Consider the following 20,766-nt stretch of genomic DNA (forward strand, 5'->3'; position numbering starts at 1 on the left):
ACCCCGCCGCAGAGGACTGTCGAGGACCCGTGAACCTGGAGCTCACCGAGGAACAGGCCGCCGTGCGCGCACTGGCCGCCGAGTTCGTCGACCGCGAGATCGTACCCAACGCCGCCGCCTGGGACCGGGCCGAACAGGTCGACCGGGGCATCGTCAAGAAGCTCGGCGACCTCGGCTTCCTCGGGCTCACCATCCCCGAGGAGTACGGCGGCTCCGGCGGCGACCACCTCGCCTACGTCCTGGTCACCGAGGAGCTGGGACGCGGCGACTCCTCGGTGCGCGGCCTGGTCTCGGTCTCGCTCGGACTGGTCGCCAAGTCGATCGCCCACTACGGCACCGAGGAGCAGAAGCAGCGCTGGCTCCCCCGGCTCACCTCCGGCGACGCCCTCGGCTGCTTCGCCCTGACCGAGCCCGGCACCGGCTCCGACGCCGGCAACCTCAGCACCCGGGCCGTCCGGGAGGGCGACGACGAGGGCGACGGCTGGGTGCTCGACGGCAGCAAGATGTTCATCACCAACGGCACCTGGGCCGAGGTCGCCCTGGTCTTCGCCCGCACCGGCGGCAGCGACCCCGAGCAGGCCGGGCACAAGGGTGTCAGCGCCTTCCTGGTGCCCACCGACTCCCCCGGGCTCACCCGGCGGACCGTCCACGGCAAGCTCGGCCTGCGGGGCCAGCCGACCGCCGAGCTGGTCTTCGAGGGGGTCCGGGTGCCGCACAGCGCCATGCTCGGCGCCGAGGGCAAGGGCTTCGGCGTGGCCATGGCCGCGCTGGCCAAGGGCAGGATGTCGGTCGCGGCCGGCTGCGTCGGCATCGTCCAGGCCTCCCTGGACGCGGCCCTCGGCTACGCCGGGCAGCGCGAGCAGTTCGGCGCCCCGATCGCCGGACACCAACTGGTGCAGGAGATGCTCGCCGACATCAAGGTCGAGCTGGACGCCGCCCGGCTGCTGGTCTGGCGGGTCGCCGACCTGATCGACCGGGGACTGCCCTTCGCCACCGAGTCCTCGGTCGCCAAGCTCTACGCCTCCGAGGCGGCGGTCAAGGCCGCCAACACCGCGCTCCAGGTCTTCGGCGGCTACGGCTTCATCGACGAGTACCCGGTCGGCAAGTACGTCCGCGACGCCCGGGTGATGACCCTCTACGAGGGCACCAGTCAGATCCAGAAGCTGCTCATCGGCCGCGCGCTGACCGGCGTCAACGCTTTCTGACTTGCTGACCGGCGTCGACCCGTCCTGACCGGCCGCCCGCCACCGCCCGCCCCCGACTTCCCACCCGCCGCACCGAGGAGCCCGCCCCATGCGTCCCGTCTACTTCGCCGCCGCCAAGCGCACCCCCGTGGGCCGGCTGCGCGGCGCCCTCTCCACCGTCCGCCCGGACGACCTGGCCGCCGCCGCGATCCGGGCCGTGCTGGCGAGCGTCCCCGCGCTCGACCCGGCCCGGATCGACGACGTCTACTGGGGCGCGGCCAACCAGTCCGGGGAGGACAACCGCAACATCGCCCGGATGGCGCTGCTGCTCGCGGGCGTGCCCGACTCCGTCCCCGGCGCCACGCTGAACCGGCTCTGCGCCTCCGGCCTGGAGGCGGTCACCGCCGCCGCCCGCGCCATCGGCTGCGGCGAGGCGGACATCGTCCTGGCCGGCGGCTCGGAGTCGATGAGCCGGGCGCCCTTCGTGCTGCCGCGTGCCGAGCAGGCGCTGCCGCTGGGCGCCGAGATCTTCGACACCAAGCTGGGCTGGCGGATGACCAATCCGAAGATGCGTGAGCTGCACGGGGTGCTGTCGATGGGCGAGACCGCCGAGGAGGTCGCCGACCGCTTCAAGGTCACCCGTGAGCAGCAGGACGCCTTCGCGCTCCGCAGCCACCGGCTGGCCGCCGCCGCCCGCGCGGACGGGCTGTTCGACGCCGAGATGGTCCCGGTGACCCTGGCCGACGGCACGGTCGTCGACTCCGACGAGTCGATCCGGGCCGACACCACGGCGGAGAAGCTGGCCACGCTCAAGCCGGTGTTCCGCCAGGGCGGCTCGGTGACCGCCGGCAACTCCTCGCCGATGAACGACGGCGCCGCCGGCCTGCTGCTGGTCAGCGAGGAGGCCCTGCACGAGCTCGGGCTGGAGCCGCTGGGTCGCTACGCGGCCGGTGCGAGCGCCGGCGTCCACCCTGACGTCATGGGCATCGGCCCGGTCCCGGCCGTGCGCCGGGTGCTGGCCCGCTCCGGGCGCGAGCTGGTAGGGCTGGAGACGGCCGAGTTCAACGAGGCCTTCGCCGCCCAGGCCCTGGCCTGCGTCCAGGAGTTGGGGATCGACCCGGAGCTGGTCAACCCGCAGGGCGGGGCGATCGCCCTGGGCCACCCGCTGGGCGGGTCCGGCGCCCGGCTGCTCACCACCCTGCTGCACCGGATGAGCCGTACCGGCACCCGGCGCGGGCTGGCCACGATGTGCGTCGGCGTCGGCCAGGGCACGGCCGTGCTGGTCGACCGCGACTGACCGCGAACGGCCGGGAACGGCCGCGACCGACCGGGACCGGCAACGGCTCGCGGTGCGGCGGACGGTCCGACCGCTGCACCGCTCGTCCTGGGCGTCAGGACCTGGCGTCCCAGTCGGTGAGCAGCAGGCGTTCCTTCTCCGGGCTCAGCTGCGGCAGCGCCGCCATGCTGCGGTACTCGCTGAACGCCTCCTCCAGGCCGCCGGGGGCGAAGAGCCGGTCGGCGGTGTCGCGGACGGAGTCGACGACCGGACGGCAGCGCAGCCCGGCCGCGAGCGCCTTGGCCGAGGAGACGTTCCACACCTCCGCCATCTCCTCGTTGCGCGGTGCCCAGAGCGGCAGCTCCGACCAGGGTTCGACGGCGTGGTCGAGCAGGAACCGGTCGTCCATCCAGACCGGTTCGGCCTTGTCGCCGGTGGCCTCCAGGCAGGCGCCCAGGTACTCGCCCCAGGTGGCGTTCCCGCTCGGCCCGGTGACGATGTAGCTGCCGCTGTCCTCGGCCGCGATCCGGTCGAGACCGAAGGCGGCGATGTCCCGGGCGTCGATGAGCTGCATCTGCTGCTCGGGCGCGGCCGGCGCGACCATCCGGCCGCCCTCGGAGGCCCGGCGCAGCCACCAGATGGTGCGTCGGGCCCGGTCGCCCGGGCCCATGATCAGGCCGGGCTGGATGATCAGGGCGCGGCCCGGGAAGCCATCGGTGACCGCGTTCTCGCAGCCGGCCTTGAGCTTCCCGTAGTCGCCGTCCCCGCGGCCGGCGTCGGCGGGGCACTCGTGGCGCGGGGAGTCCTCGTCGACGGTGACGGCGGGGAAGCCCGGGTAGGCGTTGACGGAGGAGATGAAGAGGTAGCTCGACGCGGCGCCGGCGAGGGCGGCCACGGACGCGCCGACGATGCTCGGCACGTAGCCGCAGACGTCGACGACGGCGTCCCAGGGTCCGGATTCGGCGAGTCGGGCGAGGTCCTCGTCCGACTCGCGGTCCCCGCGGATCGTTTCCACGCCGGGGAGGTCGGCGGCGCTCCGGCCTCGGTTGAAGGTGGTGACCTCCCAACCCCGGGAGAGGGCCTCGGCAGCGAATGCCTGCCCGAGGAAGACGGTTCCACCGATTACCAGGAGTCTCATGTCCGGAGTCTTACCCGGCCGGTTGACGCTCCGGAAGATCGGTACGCCGAGAGCAGAGGTCGTCCGCCACGGGCGAACGGTCGTCGCCGGAGCCGAGACCGGAGCCGAAACCGGAGCCGGAGTCGGGGCGGTCGGCGGGGGTGGTGAGTGAGACGGTGCGGGTGTCCGGCCCGGACCCGCGGGTCCTGCGCTCCAGGACGACCGCGAGAGCCAGGGCGAGGACGACAGCGACGAGGATGATCAGGGTGCCTGAGATCTGCGAACCAGTCATGGCAGTAATTCTTTGCTGCACCAATTACCGCCAACAGTGGCGCTTCTGCCCTTGTCCTGCAAAATCCTGCCAGCTACGCTGAGGCCATGCTGAAGACAGTCGCGTCCATGCTGATCGAGGGCACAGCGCCGTTCGAATTCGGCGTCCTGTGCGAGGTCTTCGGGATCGACCGCACCGATGACGGCGTCCCGCCGATCGAGTTCCGGGTCTGCGGCGAGCGCCCGGGGGAACCGCTGCAGATGAGCGTCCCCGCCCAGATCGTGCCCGCCTTCGGGCTGGACGCCCTGGACGACGTCGACCTGGTCGCCGTCCCGGCCGCGTTGATCCGCGGGGAGTACCCGCCCGCGGTGCTCGACGCCGTCCGGGCCGCGCACGCCCGGGGCGCGACGCTGCTGACCGTGTGCAGCGGCGCCTTCGTGCTCGGCGCGACCGGACTGCTGGACGGCCGCCGCTGCACCACGCACTGGCGACATGTCGACGAGTTCGCCAAGCGCTTCCCCGCCGCCACCCTCGATCCGGACGTGCTCTTCGTCGACGAGGGCGACATCATCACCAGCGCCGGGACCGCCGCCGGCATCGACGCCTGCCTGCACCTGGTCCGCCGCGAGCTGGGCTCGGCGGCGGCCACCACGATCGCCCGACGGATGGTCGTCCCGCCGCAGCGGGACGGCGGCCAGCGGCAGTTCGTGGCGCAGCCGGTGCAGGACTGCGCCGTCGACAGCCTGGAGCCGCTGCTCAGCTGGATGCTGGGGCAACTGGACACCGAGCACAGCGTCGCCTCACTGGCCCGCCGTGCCCATCTGTCCGAGCGCACCTTCGCCCGCCGCTTCGTCGCCGAGACCGGGACCACCCCGCAGCGCTGGCTCGCCACCCAGCGGGTGCTGCACGCCCGGCACCTGCTGGAGGAGACCCTGCTCGGCATCGAGGACATCGCCCGCACCTGCGGCTTCGGCACGGCCGCGCTGCTGCGCCACCACTTCCGCCGGGTGGTCGGGGTCACTCCCGCCGACTACCGGCGCACCTTCGCCGCCCGCTGAGCGGCGGCGCCGACCGGTCGCCGCCGGTCCGGTCATCGCTGGTCCGGTCGCCGCCGGTCAGTTGTTCTGGGCCTGGGACCGCCAGGCGTCCATGCCCGCGCGGGAGGCCTCCCTGGCCTGCCGCACGGTCCGGTTCGCCAGCTCGCCGGGGGCGGTCTCCCACTGCTGCACCCAGCCGCGTCCGGCGGTCACCAGCGCGGCGCCGGCGATCGCCGTGCCGACCAGCGCGAGCAGCGCCCCGGTCCCGGTGAGCACCGCGCCGACCGCGAGGAGCCGCCGGTGGACGGTGAAGTTCGGCCTGTTCATCATCTTGTCAGTCGCCATGACGTCCACTGTGGCGGCAGCCGTGCGGCGGCGCGCGGCGAGCGGTCCGACCGGGTACGGGGCGCCGATCGGGACGAGAGCGTCCGTCGGCGGTTTGGGCGGACGGGGCCGCCCCGCGTAAGGTGTCGCAGTTGGAACCCCCTCCCTCGCAACCCACGAACGGCAGCGGCATGAGCGCAGGACCTGACGGCAGCACGACCCTCCTCGACGGGACCGTCCCCACGGACGACGTTCCCGGCATCGAGCCGGAGCGCCTGGCCCTGGCCCTGGACGTGCTGGCCGAGCTCGACCGGCTGCCGATCGACCACCCGGACGCCATCGCGGTCCGGCTGGCGACCGCGGGCCTCTACCGGACGGTCAAGCACCGCCGCCGGCAGGAGCGCCGGGCGGCGAAGACCGCCAACGACCGGGCGGTGACCGAGGCCACGGCGACCGGCGCGGCCGACCGGATCGACGACGAGACCCAGGGGCTGCAGCTGACCGCAGGCACCGCCGGTCCGATCGCGGGCGTGCTGGAGCGGCCCCGCTCCTGCTACATCTGCAAGACCCGCTATGTCGAGGTCGACGCGTTCTACCACCAGCTCTGCCAGCCCTGCGCGCACGAGAACCGGGCCCGCCGCGACGCCCGGACCGACCTGACCGGCAAGCGGGCGCTGCTGACCGGCGGCCGGGCGAAGATCGGGATGTACATCGCGCTGCGGCTGCTGCGCGACGGCGCGCACACCACCATCACCACGCGCTTCCCCAACGACGCGATCCGCCGCTTCACCGCGATGCCGGACAGCGCCGAGTGGCTGCACCGGCTGCGCATCGTCGGGATCGACCTGCGCGACCCCTCGCAGGTGATCGCGCTGGCCGACTCGGTCGCCGCGCAGGGCCCGCTGGACATCCTGATCAACAACGCCGCGCAGACCGTGCGCCGCTCCGCACAGGCGTACGCCGAACTGATCACCGCCGAGGACGCCCCGCTGCCGGCCGGCGAACTGCCCGAGGCCGTGGTCCTCGGCGGCTTCGACCTGAGCCGCCAGCCGGCACTGCCCAGCCAGAGCCGGGGCGAGCGGGGCGCGCTCAGCGCCCAGGCGCTCACCGCGCTCTCGCTGACCAGCGGCTCGGCCGCGCCCGCGCTGATCGAGGCCGGGACCGCGATCGACGCGGGCGGGCTGGTCCCGGACCTGGACCCGGTCAACAGCTGGAGCCAGAAGGTCGACGAGGTCGACCCGATCGAGCTGCTGGAGGTCCAGCTCTGCAATGTGACCGCGCCGTTCATCCTGGTCAGCCGGCTGCGCCCGGCGATGGCCGCCTCGTCGGCCCGGCGCAAGTACGTGGTCAACGTCTCCGCGATGGAGGGCCAGTTCAGCCGGGGCTACAAGGGACCGGGTCACCCGCACACCAACATGGCCAAGGCCGCGCTGAACATGCTGACCCGGACCAGCGCGCAGGAGATGCTGGACAACGACGGCATCCTGATGACCGCGGTGGACACCGGCTGGATCACCGACGAGCGTCCGCACCCGGACAAGATGCGCCTCGCCGACGAGGGCTTCCACGCCCCGCTGGACCTGGTGGACGGCGCGGCCCGGGTCTACGACCCGGTCGTCCGCGGCGAGCAGGGGGAGGACCTCTACGGGTGCTTCCTCAAGGACTACAAGCCGTCCGCATGGTGAGCCGACCGGCCCCGGACACCCTGATGTGGGAGGTCAGGGCCGTCCCCGGGGCGCTGGACGAGCTGCTGGCCTGGGTCGAGCGGCAGCTCGCCGAGCGCGGCGCGGGCGCGGACGTCTACCTGGCGGCCGACGACCGGATCGTGGTGATCCTGCGGACCACGGACGGCGGCGGCGCCCCGGTCCGACTGCCGGAGCCACCGGCCGGGCTGCTGGCCCGCCCGGTGCACCAGTGGCCCTTCGCCTTCCACTGCCGGGTCGAGCCCGGACCCCCTGCCAAGTGACCCGCCAGTAGCGATAGCCTCCCCGGAAGCGCTCCTGCGGGCGCGTTCCATGTGGTTCCAGCAGGGAAGAGGCAGCACCATGACTTCGTTCGCGTCCCTCGCCGAGTTCACCGCCGCGGTCGGCACCGAGCTCGGCAGCAGCCAGTGGCACACCGTCGACCAGCACCGGGTCGACCTGTTCGCCGAGGCCACCGGCGACCACCAGTGGATCCATGTGGACCCGGAGCGGGCGAAGGCCGGCCCGTTCGGCACCACCATCGCCCACGGCTTCCTGACGCTCTCGCTGCTCCCGGTGCTCGCCTCGGAGTGCTACTCGGTCGCCGGTGTCCGGATGGCCGTCAACTACGGCTCGAACAAGGTGCGCTTCCCCGCCCCGCTGCCGGTCGGTTCGGCCGTTCGTGGGACGGCCGAACTGGTGTCTACCGAGGACGTGCCCGGCGGCGTCCAGGTGGTCGTCCGCTTCACCATCGCGGGGCAGGACGGCGGCAAGCCCTACTGCGTCGCCGAGTCGATCACCCGCTTCTACGCCTGACGCCGTCCCCGGTCGGTGGCCGGGCCCCCGGGGAAACCGGGACGCCCGGCCGGTGGCTGGATAGGCTGCGGAGGGTCCCGAGGTTTTCCGTAGGAGGAGGCTCCGTGTCCGGCTCCCGCCCCTGGTACTCCCGCTTCACCGAGTACTCCCGCATCACCGAGCTGCGACCGACGGCGCTCCGCCCGGCCTCCTTCGGCGCCGAGCCCACCGGCGAGCGGCTCGCCCGGATCGAGCGCTCGCCGCACTTCGTCGACGGGTCCTTCCGCAACCCGGTGCCGACCCGGCGGATGATCCCGGGCACCTTCCTGGAGGGCCTGCGGGCCAATCTGACCAAGAAGGACACCAAGCCCACCGCCCCGATCCCGGTCCACCCGCTGAGCCCGGAGGAACTGGCCGTCCCGCCGGCCGACGGACTGCGGCTGACCTGGCTGGGCCACGCCACGGTGCTGGCCGAGATCCAGGGCCGCCGGGTGCTGTTCGACCCGGTCTGGGGCGAGCGCTGCACCCCGGTCCCCGGCATCGGCCCGCGCCGGCTGCACCCGAACCCGATCCCGCTGGAGTCCCTGGGCCCGGTCGACGTGGTGGTGGTCTCCCACGACCACTACGACCACCTCGACATGGACGCGATCCGCGCCCTGGTCCGCTCCGGCGCGGACTTCGCCGTCCCGCTGGGCGTCGGGGCGCACCTGGAGCACTGGGGCGTCCCGGCCGACCGGCTGGTCGAACTGGACTGGCAGGAGTCGGCCCGGGTCGCCGGACTGACGCTGACGGCGACCCCGGCGCGCCACTACTGCGCCCGGGGGCCACGCACCGGGACGCACCAGCTCTGGGCCTCCTGGGTGGTGGCCGGGGCCGAGCACCGGCTGTTCCACAGCGGCGACAGCGGCTACTTCCCCGGCTTCGCGGAGATCGGCGCCCAGCACGGGCCCTTCGACGCCACCATGATCCAGGTCGGCGCCTACAGCGAGTTCTGGCCGGAGGTCCACATGACGCCGGAGGAGGGCGTCCGGGCCCACGGCGACCTGGGCGCGGGCGCGGTCCTGCTGCCGATCCACTGGGCGACCTTCGACCTGGCGCCGCACCCCTGGGCGGAGCCGATCGAGCGGACGCTCGCGGCGGCCGGGGCGGTCGGCGTCCAGGTGGCGACCCCGCGCCCGGGCCAGCCCTTCGAGCCCTCCGCCGCGCTGCCGGCCGAGCCCTGGTGGCGGGCGGTCGCACCGGTGCCGGCCGACGCGCCGCTGCCGGCGCCGCCGCTGCCGCCCAAGGCCGGCCCGCAGCCGGAAGAGGTCACCGTCTGAGGTCACCGTCTGACGTTCTGACGCACCGGCGGCCTGACTTGCCCGCCCGGGACTGATCATGACAGCGTGCTGCGGCATGAACGATGATCAGGACCCGGGCCTGACCCAGGCCGTCCGGCTGCGCGAGCTGGGCACTCCCGAGGGCTGCGAACGGCTCCGGCGGCTGTCGGACAGCCGCCCCCGGCACGCCGGTGTCGCCTACCAGACCGCCTGGGCGCACGACACCCTGGGCCTGGAGGCCGAGGCAGCCCCGTACTACGAGCGCGCCCTGGCCGGCCAGGGGCTGTCCGCCGCCGACCGGCACGGCGCGTTCCTGGGCCTGGGCAGCACCTACCGCGTCCTGGGCCGGTACGGCGAGGCGGTGGCGGTGCTGCGCCGGTCGCTGGTGGAGTTCCCGGAGGACGCGGCGCTGCGGACCTTCCTGGCGATGGCGCTGCACAACACCGGCGAGTCCGCCGCGGCTGTGCAGCTGCTGCTCCAGGTGACGGCGGCGACCAGCGCGGACCCGACGGTGCGTCAGTACCGCCGGGCGATCGAGTACTACGCCGACCACCTGGACGAGACCTCCTGAGGAGATCCCTCCGACGAGCGGGCGGCCCCGATGTCGGCACATCGGGGCCGAGGGCTCGCAACCCCGGACCAACGTAGCGCGAACACATGGCGCTAAGTCGTAATGGACACAACAAATTGGCAAGAGAGCGTCATTGGCATATGCCAAGGACATCCATCCATTTCAAAGCCACCGTCACCCCCTTGCCGTGCCCTTGCCGCGCCCTTCCCAACACCCTTTCAGCGCTCATCCGTTGAGCCGTCGAGCCGACCGTGGGCACGCAGCGTGAGCAGCGCCCTGAGCGTCGCCCCGGGACGGGCCTCCGCCTCGGCCGTCGGTGACCAGAGCGCTCAGTTGATCGGCCAGCCGCCTTCCGGCTGCTGGGCGTTGGCGAGACGGTCCAGGCTGCGGGCCATTTCGGCCTCGCTGAACCAGGCGCGGGCCAGGCTGTCCGGGCGCGGGGCGTAGTCGTACGCGAGGTGGTACTCGCCCGGGGCGTAGCCGGGAGCGAGCGTGGCCTGCTCCGGATGGTCCGGGTCCAGCAGCACCAGGTGCTGCTCGCGCACCAGCGCACCCAGCCGCCGGGCCCGCCGTGCCCGCCCACGCCCGGTCGGGCACGCCGTCGAGGAAGGCGACGGCCGCCTCGGCCTCGTAGGGGTGCGCCTCCCCCAGCGCCTCCACCGCGTGCCGATCCCACCGGCGTGCACGCCGAGTCGGCAGGATCCGAACCTGCAACCGACGGCCCCTCAGGCCGTCCCCGCTGCCGATGGGCGTACTGCGCCTCATGTGGCGTCGGTGCGATTCGAACGCACACTGTCTCGGTCCTGAACCGAGTCCCTCTGCCGTTGGGGTACGACGCCTCAGGTGATCGACGGGGATCGAACCCGCAGCCACCGCGACCACAACGCGGTGCTCTACCGATTGAGCTACGACCACAGTGCGTCGCCCAGGTGCCGACCCTGGCATGTCCGAAGACCCAGGCTTTACAGGCCCGGTTGCGCGCTGGCGCTCGACGCGTTGCGGGAACGGGATTCGAACCCGTGACCTGAGGCTTATGAGGCCCCCGCGCTGACCGAACTGCGCCATCCCGCTGCACTGAATCGTACGAACGGGCCACCACTGGAGCGACTGAATTTTGCACGGCCGGCCTCGGCGGGGGCCGCGCCGAGCCGTCGCCCCTTCGGCAGCCGATGCCGGCCGCGCGCTTGGTGTGGCTACACCACTCCCCCGCTGCGTTGCCCGGTGTAGCCACAGAGCGGTAGCGTTCGCCCATGCCGAACGCACCGAAGACCCCGGTCAGCCGATTCCGTATCGACGCCGACGAATGGGCTGCCTTCGGCGAGGCCGTCCCGGAGGGCACCGACCGCTCCGCCGTGCTCCGCCACTTCGTCGCCTGGTACCTCCACCGCCCCGGCGTGAGGGCGGTGAAGCGCCCGGAGAAGCCGACCACCCCGGCGGAGAACCTCCGGCGGGTCGCCGGCCGGGCCGAGCACGAGCTGGAGCGCCAGGCCGCCCACGCCGAGCCGGGCCCGGCGTTCCCCTGGCACGTCGCGCATCTCCAGCCGGAGCAGGTCGTCCAGCTGGCGGCCATCGCCCAGGGGCACGAGGGCTGGGCGGAGCGCCTGCAGGCCGCAGCCGACGCCACACCCGACGAGCCGGACCGGGCGGTGGTCGAGTACGCCACGGCGCACGGGCTGCTCGGCCGGGCCGAGTACCAGCGGGTGGGTGCGGAACCGCCCGACGCCTGACCGTCCCGGCACCAGCCCGACCGGAGCGATCGTCAGACCTCGGGCGACCAAGGGCTCGGCCACCGGATGCTCGATCATCAGAACTTCGGTCTGAAGTCGAGGGCACGGCCAGCCTCGACGATCTCGGGCGCCTCGTCGTAGATCTCGACCAGCCGCTTACAGGAGAACCTCGCGCGAGGGCACCCGCGCGAGCAGCGCCTCAGCCCGGGCCATGTCGTTGCGGTCGACCGTCAGCCGGAACTGCTGCGACGGCAGCAGGCGCGATTCCGGGTCAGTCGTGGACGTGTCGGCGGTGGCGTGAACCATGTCGACCCCTCTCTGGTCGGTCGTGCCCCGGGTCGTGACAGCGACCGCGGGGCGTTCGCGGGCCGCCTGGGCGCTGGGTGAAGGTGATTCGGCCATGGTTCCCGGTACTCAGCGGATCTTGTATTCCTCGTGCGGGGTCGCACGGGCCCAGACGGACTCGAAGGCGTCCCGGCACAGCTTCGCCACAACCGGATCGGTGATCGTCTCCGTGCCGGGATCGGCCCAGTCACCGTTCCCGGTGAAGTGGTTGAACACGACGGTGGTGCCGTCGAACAGCCAGAAGTCGTTCCCCGGCAGTGCGATGTCCGAGGCGAGGCTGCGGGGCAACCAGCGGACCAGTTCACCGACGGCGAGGTTCACACCGGTGCCGGCGTGCTCGTACTTGATGTAGTCAGTGACGGGTTCGGAGACGATCCGGGCCCGGCGCATGACCACGCCGACGGCGGTCAGGTCCCGCACGACGCTCGTCCACGGGCGCCACATGGCCGACTCCGGATCGGTGCCGGCCTCGCCGGTCTCCCGCCACCGGTCGTACGGTCCGGACTCGTCACCGACCGAGTACAGGTCTCGCATCTCCAGGTGTACGGCGGAGACGCGGGCTGCTCGGAACGGTTCAGCCCAGTCGTTCTGCGGCATCGCATGCCTTCCTCAGCGCCGGCACCATCCTGAACGGGAGACGGACGATGTCCTCACCCTCGGGGATGCCGGCTTCGTGGTTCGGGGCCGGGGTCTGGGTGACCTTCAGCCTCAGCGCATCGTCGCTGGTGTACCCCTGGGTGACGATCTCCCGGGCTTCCTCGTCGATCCAGACCGTCGGTGAGCCGTTGCCGTTGGTCTCCGGGTCGATCGCAATGAACCGTAGCGTCATGATCCCCTCCGAGTGCAAGGAACTTTCGCGGCCTTCCACACTCTTGCGCCATCATGACTGTCCGTCAAAACCCAGTCACCGGAAGAAATGCCGCCACAGCAGACCGCCGAGATGGAGCGGTTGCGGAGCGCGACAATGGCGGCTCCGAAAGCGCCGAACACGCATCGGGCATCGTCAGCTCCTCGGTGGTCATCGTCCGAGCATTGCGGATGACGACATGGACCTTGTCGCCCTCCTCGGACAGTTCGGGGAAATCGATCATGATCATGCGGTTGGCGTAGCCGGCCACGGGAGGGCGCTGCCCCGCGCCCTCAGACGTCAGCGCCACAGCCGGCACGCCGGGAGTCCGAAGAGGCGATCCGAGGCCATCGGACAGACGGCCGGACTCCCGGGATGGGTGCGCCTGGCGTGCGTCCTTGCAGGCCAGCGGTGAGACTGAGCGGACGGGCGCGAGTACTCGCGAGGCCAGCAGACGCGGCTCCGCCGCCAATGAGCCGACCCGTGGGAGCCGCCATGTCTACCTCAACGCACACGTACCGGCGGGCGCTGATCGCGGTCATCGCTGCCGCAGCGCTGGCGACAGCGGGCTGCAAATCGAGCAGTTCCACTGCCCACCACACGTCGCCCAGCCCTTCGGCCACGACGGCAACAACATCGGGTTCGCCAACATCGGTGCCGTCCAGTACGACAACTTCAGCGAAACCCGTGTCCGTACCGACGAGGACAACCGCCGTCGTTCCGCCTGTGCCGCCGCCCGCACCTGCCCCGACGACCTACGCGCCCCAGACACCCACTCCGGCCAACGCCGGAACCGGGGCCTGCCCGATCCGCACAAACGAGGGCAACTGTCCGGAGGCCGGCCAATACTGCCGGAGCTCGGATACTGGCCTGACCTCAACGGACAACGAGGGCGTGACCATCCGCTGCGTCAGCGAAGGCTCTGGACAGCCGCACTGGGAGCACTGACGCACACCGCTCGTTACGCGGTCGGCTGCACCGCTCGGCCGTGGACCAATGGACAGTGGCCATATGAGCCTCTCCTGCGGGGGGCCTGAGCTGCTCAGGTCTGCCTGTGCTGGCAGTGCCAGCGGATGCAGCACCGCCCCGATCTCCCAAGCGATCTTCCAGCTGATCAACTGCGTCGAGCTCGCCCTCCGGTGGTGGTGGAAGGCGAGCTCGACCGGACAGCCTCAATCCTGCCCCTGGCCCGGCGACACGTCTCAGCGGATCGGCAGCCCGGACAGGGTGCGGGCGATCACCAGGCGCTGGATCTCGCTGGTGCCCTCGAAGATGGTGTAGATCGCGGCGTCGCGGTGCATCCGCTCCACCGGGTACTCCCGGGTGAAGCCGTTGCCACCGAGGATCTGGATCGCCTGGGCGGTGACCCACTTGGCGGTCTCTCCGGCGTAGAGCTTGGACATGGAGCCCTCGGCCGCCGTGAACGGCTTGCCGTTGTTGGCCATCCAGGAGGCGCGCCAGACCAGCAGTCGGGCGGCGTCGATCCGGGTGCGCATGTCGGCGATGGTGAAGGCGATGCCCTGGTTGTCGATGATCGGGCGGCCGAACTGCTCGCGGGTCTTGGCGTAGTCGAGGGCGACCTCGTAGGCGGCCCGGGCGACGCCGACCGCCTGGGCGCCGACGGCGGGGCGGGAGGCCTCGAAGGTGGCCATCGCGGCGTTCTTGACCTTCTCGGTCCGCTCGCCGCGCGCCTCGGCGGCAGCCCGCTCGCGGGCGCGCGCCAGCCGCTCGTCCAGCTTCTCCTTGCCGCCGAGCAGGCAGTGGCCGGGGACCCGCACCCCGTCGAGGACCACCTCGGCGGTGTGCGAGGCGCGGATGCCGTGCTTCTTGAACTTCTGCCCCTGGCTGAGCCCCGGCGTCCCCGGCGGCACGATGAACGACGCCTGGCCGCGCGCGCCGAGGGCGGGGTCGACCGAGGCGACGACGACGTGGACGTGAGCGATGCCGCCGTTGGTCGCCCAGGTCTTGGTGCCGTTCAGCACCCACTCGTCGGTGGCCTGGTCGTAGACGGCGCGGGTGCGCATCGCGGCGACGTCGGAGCCGGCGTCCGGCTCCGACGAGCAGAACGCGGCGAGCTTGACGTCGTCCGGCGTGCCGAACATCTGCGGGGCCCAGAGGCCGACCTGCTCGGGCGTGCCGTTGGCGACCACGCCGACGGCGGCGAGGGCGCTGCCGACTATGGCGAGGCCGATGCCGGCGTCGCCCCAGAACAGCTCCTCCATGGTGATCGGGATGCCCAGGCCGGTCGGGTCGAACTGCTGGGTGGCGAAGAAGTCCAGCGAGTAGATGCCGACCTTGGCCGCCTCCTGGATGATCGGCCAGGGCGTCTCCTCGCGCTCGTCCCACTCGGCGGCGGCCGGGCGGATGACATCTGCCGCGAAGCCGTGCAGCCAGTCGCGGACGGCGATCTGGTCCTCGTTGAGGTCGAGACTGAAGCCGGACTTGGCGCTGTCGTCGGACATGAGCGTTTCCCCAGGAGTAGCGGTGCGGGCGGACGGACGATCTAGGTGTTACCTCCGGTAACAACGCGCCAAGTCTGTTACCGGGCGGTAAGAACTGTCAATGCCCGTCCACCGCGCAGCGTGGCCTTCGCGTCGGCGGCGGATCGCGCCTTCCGGCCGCAGGGCTCGAACCGCCACACCGGTGCGGTGGGCGTGGGCGACGACGTCAGCGGTCCCCCTGCAGCCCGGTGCGGGCCGTGACTTGTCGCGGACGGGGTTCCTTGGAAGAGTGGCCGGAGGCCCAACGTCCGGGGGGAGGTGCCGCCGTGGCGTCACGGGTGGAGCTGGCCGACGAGGTCAGGGCCTGGCTGGAGGGGCTCGTGGCCGGCGGGCTTCCGGAGGCCCGGCTGGTCGGCGAGGCGGTGACCGCGCTGCTCGACGAGGGGAGCGGGCTGGAGCCGCCGCTGGTCGTCGCGGTGGAGTCCATGCTCCGGGCGCAGGACCCCCGACGGGCTCTGGACCACTCCTATCATCGCCAGTTGGCTTTGCTGCAGCAGGTCCGCCGAGGGGTGGCCGACGTGGCGACCTCGCGCAAGCGAATGGAGCTCACGCTCGAACAGCTCGGGCGGCAGTGCCGGACCCTCGCCGAACAGGGCCGCAAGGCCGCCGACCTCGGTCGGGACGACCTGGCCCAGGAGGCACTGGCACGGGGATCGGCGACGTCGGCGGAGCTGGCCAGGGCGACTGCGGACTACGGGGCGCTGCAGGGCGAGGAGGAGAAGCTCACCGCGGCCAGCCGTCGGCTGCAGCAGCACGTGGACTCCTTCCGGTCACGCAAGGAGACCGCGAAGGCCGCCTACACCGTTGTCCTGGCCCAGGCCGCGATCGACAGGGCGTGCGTCGATCTCGACGATCCTGCAGTGCTCGGTCCGGATCCCGAGGATGCGATCACCGGCGCACGAGCGCGGGTCGAGGAAGCACTGGGCAGCGCGCACGGCCTTGAGCAGGAACTGCAGCAGGAGCTGGGCGGCACGGTCGAACGCGATCCCGGCCTGCTGGGGAACGACCCGTTGGAGACCGGCCTGCTGGAGCTGCGGCCGGGATCGCCCGCCGACTCGGGGATCCGGATCCTGTTCGCGGTCGGGCCCGCACCCGCCGACACGGTGGTGCTGCTCGCCGCCGCGGTGCGTCAGGGCAACTGGTGGACCTGGTACGACGAAGCGCTCCCGCAGGCCAGGAACCTGCTGGCCGAGAGATCGATCCCGCTCGCAGCCGGCGGCACCGCCTTCCCCACGTACAGCAAGGAGTCGTTCCTCGACTCCTTCTTCCCGGGCCGGGCCGAGGAGGTGGAGGCCGGAGCCGCCCTGTTGGTCGCCGGCAACCGGACGCATCCGCTCGCCCGAGTGCGCCGCCGGTCGGGCCTCACCGCAACGCAGTTGGCCGAGAGGATGCAGGTCGCGCCGGAAACAGTGGCGGCGATCGAGCGCGCCGAGCCCGGCTTCACCGAGGTCCGTACTCTCGCCGCCTATGTCGAGGCCCTCGGCGGTCGGCTCGACGTGGTCGCAGACCTCGGCGGCGAACGGATCGTCCTGAGCGGACCGCGCACCGGGGAGTGAGTTCGGAGACGGGAGGGCGAGCCGCGACCGGAAGCCGCCGCCCCGCGCGTTCGCCGTCCCGCCGGCGATACACGGGGCCGATATCCGGGGCCAGTACCCGGGGCCAGTACCCGAGGCCGATGCCCGGGTCCTCAACCGGCGCGCGCGTCCAGGTCCGCGCGGGCGTCGGCGTCGATCTTGCGCCTGACCTCCGGGACGTCCCACTGCCGGCCGAGATCCTCGATGTCGGACCAGGTCACCACCGGGACGATCACCAGGCGGTGGTCGTCCTCGCCGAAGATGTCCACGACCACTGCGGTCACATGCGCGAGCTCCGGATCCGGATCAGTCACCACACGGGCATGGAACCGGTAGTCCACATCGGGATGCCTCATGGGCCCAGCATCACCCCGGGTCGGCCGTCCGGCATCCCGGTCGACACCGGCGAGTCGGAGCCGGGGATCGGGAGCAGGTGCATGTTACCGTCGGTAACAGGGTGGTGAGCCTGTTGCCGACACCTGTTTACCGACGAGAGAGGGACTGTCCATGCCCGACCGCCGCAGCGAAGGGGCCGACCGGCGCAGCGAGCTGCTGGACGCCGCCGACCGGGTTGTTCGCCGGGACGGGCCCCGGGCCAGTATGAACGCGATCGCCGCCGAGGCCGGGATCACCAAGCCGATCCTCTACCGGCACTTCGGCGACAAGACCGGGCTCTACCGGGCGCTGGCCGAGCGGCACACCGCCGGGCTGCTGGCCTCGGTGCGGGCCACGCTGGCGCTGCAGTTGGACCGGCGGGACCAGGTCGAGGCCGTGATCGACACCTATCTGGCCGCGATCGAGGCGCAGCCGCAGGTGTACCGGTTCCTGACGCACCCGGACCCGGCCGACGACGGTCTCTCCCCCGGCGGGCCGCTGGCGCCGGCCCTCCAGGAGATCGCGTCGGAGCTGACCGGCTCGATGCGCGAGCGGGTGGACCTCGGTCCTGACAGCGCGGTCATCGCGGCGGCCTGGGGGCAGGCGATGACGGGGATGGTGCTGGCGGCCGGCGACTGGTGGCTGGAGACCCGCCCCTTCCCGCGCGAGCGGATGGTGCAGACGCTGGCCGACCTGCTCTGGGGACGGCTCGCGGCGGCCGGCGCCCGGCCGGTCGCCGCGCCGGTCACCACCGAGCCGGTCACCACGGAGCCGTCGGAGACCTCGGAGACCTCGTCCGACGGTGAGCAGGTCGGCACGGGGCCGGAGCAGGTCTGACGCTCAGCCCGAAGCCCGAAGCCCGAAGTCCGAAGCGTTCAACCCGCAGCGTTCAGCCCGCAGCGTTCAGCGCTCAGCCATCAGCCCCCGGCCGGGGCGCGGTACCAGGGCGCGCGGCGGACGGCGCGGAGCGCCCGGGCCCGGCGGAGGCCGGTGAGGCGGTCCAGGAAGACGCCGCCGTCCAGGTGGCCGGTCTCGTGCTGGAGGCAGCGGGCGAAGAAGCCGGTGCCCTCGACCTCGACCGGCGCGCCGGTGAGGTCCTGGCCCCGGACCAGCGCCCTGTCGTACCGGGGCGTCTGCGCGCGCAGCCCGGGCAACGAGAGGCAGCCCTCCTCGCCGGCCACCTCGACCCCGTCGGCCTCGACCAGCACCGGGTTGACCAGGTGCCCGAGGTGGCGGACGTCCTCGTCGTCGGGGCAGTCGTAGACGAACACCCGCAGTCCGACGCCGATCTGATTGGCTGCCAGTCCTACCCCGTCCTCGGCGTACATGGTGGCGAAGAGGTCCTCGACCAGGCGGGCGAGGGCGTCGTCGAACTCCGTGACGGTGGCGCAGGGGGTGCTGAGCACGGGTTCCGCCCAGGGCGTGACGGGGTGGACGGTGCCGGTACTTCCGGGAATGCGGGACATGTTGCAAGATCGTACGACGGCACCGACCACCAGCTCCCCGAGCAGGTGTCCCCGAAGCCCTGGCCAAGGGGGGGCTCCTGGGAAAACGGCCGGTGCCGGTAGGCTGAGCGCGTCTGTACCGAGGAGGAGAGCGACCCTGATGCCAGCGAACCCCGAGTCGGCCGGGCCTTCGGCCACGCTGCCCCCGCGCGCCAAGCTCGCCGTGACGGCCGGCAAGGTGGCGGCCGCGGTCTCGCGCACGGCCGGACGCGGCAGCGGCTCCGTGATCGGCGGCAAGGTCGCACTGAGGCTCGAACCTGACCTGCTGCGGGCCCTCGCCGAGCACCTCGACGTGGTGCTGGTCTCCGCGACCAACGGCAAGACGACCACCACCCGGCTCATCGCCGAGGCGCTGAAGGCCGCAGGACCGGTGGTCTCCAACGCGCTGGGCGCGAACATGCCGGCCGGCATCACCTCGGCCCTGGCCGGCGCCTCCGAGGCGCGCTTCGGCGTGATCGAGGTCGACGAGAAGTACCTGGCCGGGGTGGCCCGCGACACCGCGCCCAAGGCCATCGCGCTGCTCAACCTGTCCCGCGACCAGCTGGACCGCTCCTCGGAGACCCGGATGCTCGCGGAGAAGTGGCGCGAGGGCCTGGAGGGCACCGAGGCGGTCATCATCGCCAACGCCGACGACCCGCTGGTCACCTGGGCGGCCTCCTCCTGCCGCCGGGTGGTCTGGGTGGCCGCCGGGCAGGCGTACCGCGAGGACGCCTGGTCCTGCCCGAGCTGCGGCGGCGTCATGCAGCGCCCCGGCGACGACTGGTTCTGCGCCTCCTGCGGCTTCCGCCGCCCGCAGCCGCACTGGGCGCTCAACGGCGACCACGTGATCGACCCGCAGGGCTCGGCCTGGCCGATCCAGCTGCAGCTGCCGGGCCGGGCCAACCTGTCGAACGCCACCAGCTCGGCGGCGGTCGCGGCGGTCTTCGGGGTGCACCCGCAGATCGCGCTGCAGCGGATGGCCGGGGTGCAGGCCGTGGCCGGCCGCTACGAGTCGGTGCAGGTGGCCGGCCGCGAGGTCCGGCTGCTGCTGGCGAAGAACCCGGCCGGCTGGCTGGAGACCTTCTCGCTGATCGACCCCGCGCCCGCGCCGGTGGTGCTCTCGGTGAACGCCCTGGGCGCCGACGGCACCGACACCTCCTGGCTCTGGGACGTCGACTACGAGCGCCTGGCGGGCCACCCGGTCTTCGTCATGGGCCAGCGGAAGCTGGACCTGGCGGTCCGGCTGGAGGTCGCCGGGGTGTACTTCCAGGTGGTCGAGACCCTGGCCGAGGCCGTGGCCGCGGCCCCGCCCGGCCGGATCGAGGCCATCGCCAACTACACCGCGTTCCAGCAGCTGCGCCGCGACGTGCGCGGCTGACCGGCTGCTGACGAAGAGGATTCCGAACTCATGAGCGAGAGCGCCCTGCGCCTGGTCTGGGTCTACCCCGACCTGCTGAGCACCTACGGCGACCGTGGCAATGTGCTGGTCGTGGAGCGGCGGGCGCGCCAGCGCCGGCTGGAGGTCGCCCGGATCGACGTCCGCTCCGACCAGCCCGTGCCGACCAGCGGCGACATCTACCTGATCGGCGGCGGTGAGGACCGGCCGCAGCGGCTGGCCGGCGAGCGGCTGCGGCAGGACCCGGGACTGCACCGGGCCGTGGAGAACGGCGCGATCGTCTTCGGCGTCTGCGCCGGCTACCAGATCATGGGCCACGAGTTCATCGACGACCGCGGGCAGCGCGCCCCCGGCCTGGGACTGCTCGACGTCTGGAGCACCCGCGGCGAGGGCGAGCGCCATGTCGGCGACATGATCGCCGAACCCGACCCGCGGCTCGGCCTGCCGACCCTGACCGGGTTCGAGAACCACCAGGGAGTCACCCACCTGGGCCAGGGGGTCTCCCCGCTGGCCCGCGTCACCGTGGGCGGTGGCAACGGGACCGGCGACGGAACCGAGGGGGCCTGGCGGGACACCGTCTTCGGCACCTACCTGCACGGACCGATCATGGCGCGCAACCCCGTCGTGGCGGACCTGCTGATCAAACTGGCCCTGGACGTCAGCGCGCTGCCGCCGGTGGACAACCACTGGTACGACGCGCTGCGCACCGAGCGCATCAACGCCGTCCAACAGCCGGCCTAGCCCGGAGATCCCGGACAGCACCCGGACAACAACCCGGACCGCCAGCCCGGGGGCAGGGACGCCCCCGCGAGGGCCCGGCACGGGCTCGCAGCACCCAGCCCCACGCGGGGCGGCGAAGGCGCCGCTCCCGCGTCCGTCCCGACCAGACCGGAGGTCGGTGAGCGGTATCATCGCGATGGGGTAAAAAGTCCGAATTGCCG

24 protein-coding genes and 3 tRNA genes are annotated in these 20,766 nt (G+C 72.4%); 13 read left to right on the top strand and 14 right to left on the bottom strand.

Going from position 1 to position 20,766, the window contains the following annotated elements; all coding sequences use genetic code 11:
- Positions 1-29 precede the first annotated feature (29 nt).
- Positions 30-1,205 carry an acyl-CoA dehydrogenase family protein gene (locus BS75_RS05170; protein ID WP_034087343.1) on the top strand — a complete coding sequence of 392 codons (1,176 nt, stop codon included), beginning with the start codon at positions 30-32 and terminating at the stop codon, positions 1,203-1,205.
- An 88-nt stretch (positions 1,206-1,293) separates the two neighbouring features.
- A complete protein-coding gene (locus BS75_RS05175; RefSeq protein ID WP_034087344.1) occupies positions 1,294-2,481 on the top strand; it encodes an acetyl-CoA C-acyltransferase in 1,188 nt (395 codons plus the stop codon).
- A gap of 94 nt (positions 2,482-2,575) precedes the next feature.
- Here the strand turns inward: BS75_RS05175 and BS75_RS05180 are convergent, their stop codons facing one another.
- The gene (locus tag BS75_RS05180) at positions 2,576-3,598 is read right to left on the bottom strand and encodes an NAD-dependent epimerase/dehydratase family protein (protein ID WP_034087345.1); all 1,023 of its coding nucleotides are present in this window, start codon (positions 3,596-3,598) and stop codon (positions 2,576-2,578) included.
- Between the two features lie 10 nt (positions 3,599-3,608).
- Complete coding sequence (locus tag BS75_RS05185; protein WP_034087346.1) at positions 3,609-3,869, bottom strand: hypothetical protein; 261 nt, start codon at positions 3,867-3,869, stop codon at positions 3,609-3,611.
- An 86-nt stretch (positions 3,870-3,955) separates the two neighbouring features.
- Here BS75_RS05185 and BS75_RS05190 point away from each other — a divergent pair, with 86 nt between their 5' ends.
- Positions 3,956-4,906 (top strand): helix-turn-helix domain-containing protein, encoded by a 951-nt coding sequence (locus BS75_RS05190; protein WP_034087347.1) that lies wholly within the window; start codon positions 3,956-3,958, stop codon positions 4,904-4,906.
- Positions 4,907-4,963: 57 nt separating this feature from the next.
- On the opposite strand, the gene BS75_RS05195 is transcribed toward BS75_RS05190, so the two are convergent.
- Entirely contained in the window at positions 4,964-5,230 is a 267-nt protein-coding gene (locus tag BS75_RS05195; RefSeq protein ID WP_052069194.1) for a hypothetical protein, read from the bottom strand.
- 170 nt (positions 5,231-5,400) lie between these two features.
- Between BS75_RS05195 and BS75_RS05200 the strand changes: the two genes are divergently transcribed.
- From BS75_RS05200 to BS75_RS05220, 5 genes are all read left to right on the top strand, one after another.
- Positions 5,401-6,894: an SDR family NAD(P)-dependent oxidoreductase gene (locus BS75_RS05200; RefSeq protein ID WP_034087348.1), complete on the top strand. Its 1,494-nt coding sequence runs from the start codon at positions 5,401-5,403 to the stop codon at positions 6,892-6,894.
- Positions 6,888-7,175, top strand: coding sequence for a hypothetical protein (locus BS75_RS05205; protein WP_034087349.1), 288 nt, complete (start codon positions 6,888-6,890; stop codon positions 7,173-7,175). Before BS75_RS05200 ends, BS75_RS05205 begins: the two co-directional genes overlap by 7 nt.
- Before the next feature lie 79 nt (positions 7,176-7,254).
- Entirely contained in the window at positions 7,255-7,707 is a 453-nt protein-coding gene (locus BS75_RS05210; RefSeq protein ID WP_034087350.1) for a MaoC family dehydratase, read from the top strand.
- Positions 7,708-7,859: 152 nt separating this feature from the next.
- Positions 7,860-9,005: an MBL fold metallo-hydrolase gene (locus BS75_RS05215; RefSeq protein ID WP_174515046.1), complete on the top strand. Its 1,146-nt coding sequence runs from the start codon at positions 7,860-7,862 to the stop codon at positions 9,003-9,005.
- Between the two features lie 76 nt (positions 9,006-9,081).
- Positions 9,082-9,576, top strand: coding sequence for a tetratricopeptide repeat protein (locus BS75_RS05220; protein ID WP_034087351.1), 495 nt, complete (start codon positions 9,082-9,084; stop codon positions 9,574-9,576).
- Between the two features lie 329 nt (positions 9,577-9,905).
- Here the strand turns inward: BS75_RS05220 and BS75_RS52130 are convergent, their stop codons facing one another.
- The 4 genes from BS75_RS52130 to BS75_RS05240 all read right to left on the bottom strand — a co-directional run bounded on the left by BS75_RS52130 (position 9,906) and on the right by BS75_RS05240 (position 10,647).
- On the bottom strand, positions 9,906-10,121 hold the full coding sequence (locus BS75_RS52130) for a hypothetical protein (protein WP_052069198.1): 216 nt from the start codon (positions 10,119-10,121) through the stop codon (positions 9,906-9,908).
- 221 nt (positions 10,122-10,342) lie between these two features.
- Positions 10,343-10,415: transfer RNA gene (locus BS75_RS05230), tRNA-Leu, on the bottom strand.
- 3 nt (positions 10,416-10,418) lie between these two features.
- Positions 10,419-10,491: transfer RNA gene (locus BS75_RS05235), tRNA-His, on the bottom strand.
- Between the two features lie 81 nt (positions 10,492-10,572).
- Positions 10,573-10,647 (bottom strand) — tRNA-Met (locus BS75_RS05240).
- A gap of 179 nt (positions 10,648-10,826) precedes the next feature.
- Between BS75_RS05240 and BS75_RS05245 the strand changes: the two genes are divergently transcribed.
- The gene (locus BS75_RS05245; protein WP_034087352.1) at positions 10,827-11,303 is read left to right on the top strand and encodes a hypothetical protein; all 477 of its coding nucleotides are present in this window, start codon (positions 10,827-10,829) and stop codon (positions 11,301-11,303) included.
- Between the two features lie 156 nt (positions 11,304-11,459).
- Here the strand turns inward: BS75_RS05245 and BS75_RS47820 are convergent, their stop codons facing one another.
- The 5 genes from BS75_RS47820 to BS75_RS05270 all read right to left on the bottom strand — a co-directional run bounded on the left by BS75_RS47820 (position 11,460) and on the right by BS75_RS05270 (position 14,957).
- Positions 11,460-11,609 carry a hypothetical protein gene (locus BS75_RS47820; RefSeq protein ID WP_156164209.1) on the bottom strand — a complete coding sequence of 50 codons (150 nt, stop codon included), beginning with the start codon at positions 11,607-11,609 and terminating at the stop codon, positions 11,460-11,462.
- Positions 11,610-11,717: 108 nt separating this feature from the next.
- Positions 11,718-12,245: a DUF6879 family protein gene (locus BS75_RS05255; protein WP_034087354.1), complete on the bottom strand. Its 528-nt coding sequence runs from the start codon at positions 12,243-12,245 to the stop codon at positions 11,718-11,720.
- Positions 12,223-12,477: a hypothetical protein gene (locus BS75_RS05260; RefSeq protein WP_034087355.1), complete on the bottom strand. Its 255-nt coding sequence runs from the start codon at positions 12,475-12,477 to the stop codon at positions 12,223-12,225. The genes BS75_RS05255 and BS75_RS05260 overlap by 23 nt, the downstream gene beginning before the upstream one ends.
- Positions 12,478-12,541: 64 nt before the next feature.
- Entirely contained in the window at positions 12,542-12,766 is a 225-nt protein-coding gene (locus BS75_RS05265; protein ID WP_152645766.1) for a hypothetical protein, read from the bottom strand.
- Positions 12,767-13,697: 931 nt separating this feature from the next.
- Positions 13,698-14,957: an acyl-CoA dehydrogenase family protein gene (locus BS75_RS05270; protein ID WP_034087357.1), complete on the bottom strand. Its 1,260-nt coding sequence runs from the start codon at positions 14,955-14,957 to the stop codon at positions 13,698-13,700.
- A 305-nt stretch (positions 14,958-15,262) separates the two neighbouring features.
- Between BS75_RS05270 and BS75_RS43925 the strand changes: the two genes are divergently transcribed.
- Positions 15,263-16,552, top strand: a complete 1,290-nt coding sequence (locus BS75_RS43925; RefSeq protein WP_152645767.1) for a helix-turn-helix domain-containing protein — start codon at positions 15,263-15,265, stop codon at positions 16,550-16,552.
- A gap of 131 nt (positions 16,553-16,683) precedes the next feature.
- On the opposite strand, the gene BS75_RS05280 is transcribed toward BS75_RS43925, so the two are convergent.
- On the bottom strand, positions 16,684-16,926 hold the full coding sequence (locus BS75_RS05280; RefSeq protein WP_152645768.1) for a hypothetical protein: 243 nt from the start codon (positions 16,924-16,926) through the stop codon (positions 16,684-16,686).
- 151 nt (positions 16,927-17,077) lie between these two features.
- Between BS75_RS05280 and BS75_RS05285 the strand changes: the two genes are divergently transcribed.
- Positions 17,078-17,782 carry a TetR family transcriptional regulator gene (locus tag BS75_RS05285; protein WP_063771456.1) on the top strand — a complete coding sequence of 235 codons (705 nt, stop codon included), beginning with the start codon at positions 17,078-17,080 and terminating at the stop codon, positions 17,780-17,782.
- An 80-nt stretch (positions 17,783-17,862) separates the two neighbouring features.
- Here BS75_RS05285 and def read toward each other — a convergent pair whose 3' ends face one another.
- Positions 17,863-18,411 (bottom strand): peptide deformylase, encoded by a 549-nt coding sequence (gene def / locus BS75_RS05290; RefSeq protein ID WP_034087359.1) that lies wholly within the window; start codon positions 18,409-18,411, stop codon positions 17,863-17,865.
- A 139-nt stretch (positions 18,412-18,550) separates the two neighbouring features.
- Between def and BS75_RS05295 the strand changes: the two genes are divergently transcribed.
- On the top strand, positions 18,551-19,807 hold the full coding sequence (locus tag BS75_RS05295) for a MurT ligase domain-containing protein (protein WP_034087360.1): 1,257 nt from the start codon (positions 18,551-18,553) through the stop codon (positions 19,805-19,807).
- A 30-nt stretch (positions 19,808-19,837) separates the two neighbouring features.
- Positions 19,838-20,566, top strand: a complete 729-nt coding sequence (locus tag BS75_RS05300; protein WP_034087361.1) for a type 1 glutamine amidotransferase — start codon at positions 19,838-19,840, stop codon at positions 20,564-20,566.
- Positions 20,567-20,766: the final 200 nt, after the last annotated feature.

Source organism: Streptacidiphilus albus JL83 (assembly GCF_000744705.1).
Taxonomy (GTDB): domain Bacteria; phylum Actinomycetota; class Actinomycetes; order Streptomycetales; family Streptomycetaceae; genus Streptacidiphilus; species Streptacidiphilus albus.

What these genes read in the sequence shown, in the direction of transcription:
- BS75_RS05175 (WP_034087344.1), top strand. Translation starts at nt 1,294, where the DNA reads ATGCGTCCCGTCTACTTCGCCGCCGCCAAGCGCACCCCCGTGGGCCGG.
- BS75_RS05180 (WP_034087345.1), bottom strand. Translation starts at nt 3,598, where the DNA reads ATGAGACTCCTGGTAATCGGTGGAACCGTCTTCCTCGGGCAGGCATTC.
- BS75_RS05185 (WP_034087346.1), bottom strand. Translation starts at nt 3,869, where the DNA reads ATGACTGGTTCGCAGATCTCAGGCACCCTGATCATCCTCGTCGCTGTC.
- BS75_RS05190 (WP_034087347.1), top strand. Translation starts at nt 3,956, where the DNA reads ATGCTGAAGACAGTCGCGTCCATGCTGATCGAGGGCACAGCGCCGTTC.
- BS75_RS05195 (WP_052069194.1), bottom strand. Translation starts at nt 5,230, where the DNA reads ATGGCGACTGACAAGATGATGAACAGGCCGAACTTCACCGTCCACCGG.
- BS75_RS05200 (WP_034087348.1), top strand. Translation starts at nt 5,401, where the DNA reads ATGAGCGCAGGACCTGACGGCAGCACGACCCTCCTCGACGGGACCGTC.
- BS75_RS05205 (WP_034087349.1), top strand. Translation starts at nt 6,888, where the DNA reads ATGGTGAGCCGACCGGCCCCGGACACCCTGATGTGGGAGGTCAGGGCC.
- BS75_RS05210 (WP_034087350.1), top strand. Translation starts at nt 7,255, where the DNA reads ATGACTTCGTTCGCGTCCCTCGCCGAGTTCACCGCCGCGGTCGGCACC.
- BS75_RS05220 (WP_034087351.1), top strand. Translation starts at nt 9,082, where the DNA reads ATGAACGATGATCAGGACCCGGGCCTGACCCAGGCCGTCCGGCTGCGC.
- BS75_RS05245 (WP_034087352.1), top strand. Translation starts at nt 10,827, where the DNA reads ATGCCGAACGCACCGAAGACCCCGGTCAGCCGATTCCGTATCGACGCC.
- BS75_RS47820 (WP_156164209.1), bottom strand. Translation starts at nt 11,609, where the DNA reads ATGGTTCACGCCACCGCCGACACGTCCACGACTGACCCGGAATCGCGC.
- BS75_RS05255 (WP_034087354.1), bottom strand. Translation starts at nt 12,245, where the DNA reads ATGCCGCAGAACGACTGGGCTGAACCGTTCCGAGCAGCCCGCGTCTCC.
- BS75_RS05260 (WP_034087355.1), bottom strand. Translation starts at nt 12,477, where the DNA reads ATGACGCTACGGTTCATTGCGATCGACCCGGAGACCAACGGCAACGGC.
- BS75_RS05270 (WP_034087357.1), bottom strand. Translation starts at nt 14,957, where the DNA reads ATGTCCGACGACAGCGCCAAGTCCGGCTTCAGTCTCGACCTCAACGAG.
- BS75_RS05280 (WP_152645768.1), bottom strand. Translation starts at nt 16,926, where the DNA reads ATGAGGCATCCCGATGTGGACTACCGGTTCCATGCCCGTGTGGTGACT.
- BS75_RS05285 (WP_063771456.1), top strand. Translation starts at nt 17,078, where the DNA reads ATGCCCGACCGCCGCAGCGAAGGGGCCGACCGGCGCAGCGAGCTGCTG.
- def (WP_034087359.1), bottom strand. Translation starts at nt 18,411, where the DNA reads ATGTCCCGCATTCCCGGAAGTACCGGCACCGTCCACCCCGTCACGCCC.
- BS75_RS05295 (WP_034087360.1), top strand. Translation starts at nt 18,551, where the DNA reads ATGCCAGCGAACCCCGAGTCGGCCGGGCCTTCGGCCACGCTGCCCCCG.
- BS75_RS05300 (WP_034087361.1), top strand. Translation starts at nt 19,838, where the DNA reads ATGAGCGAGAGCGCCCTGCGCCTGGTCTGGGTCTACCCCGACCTGCTG.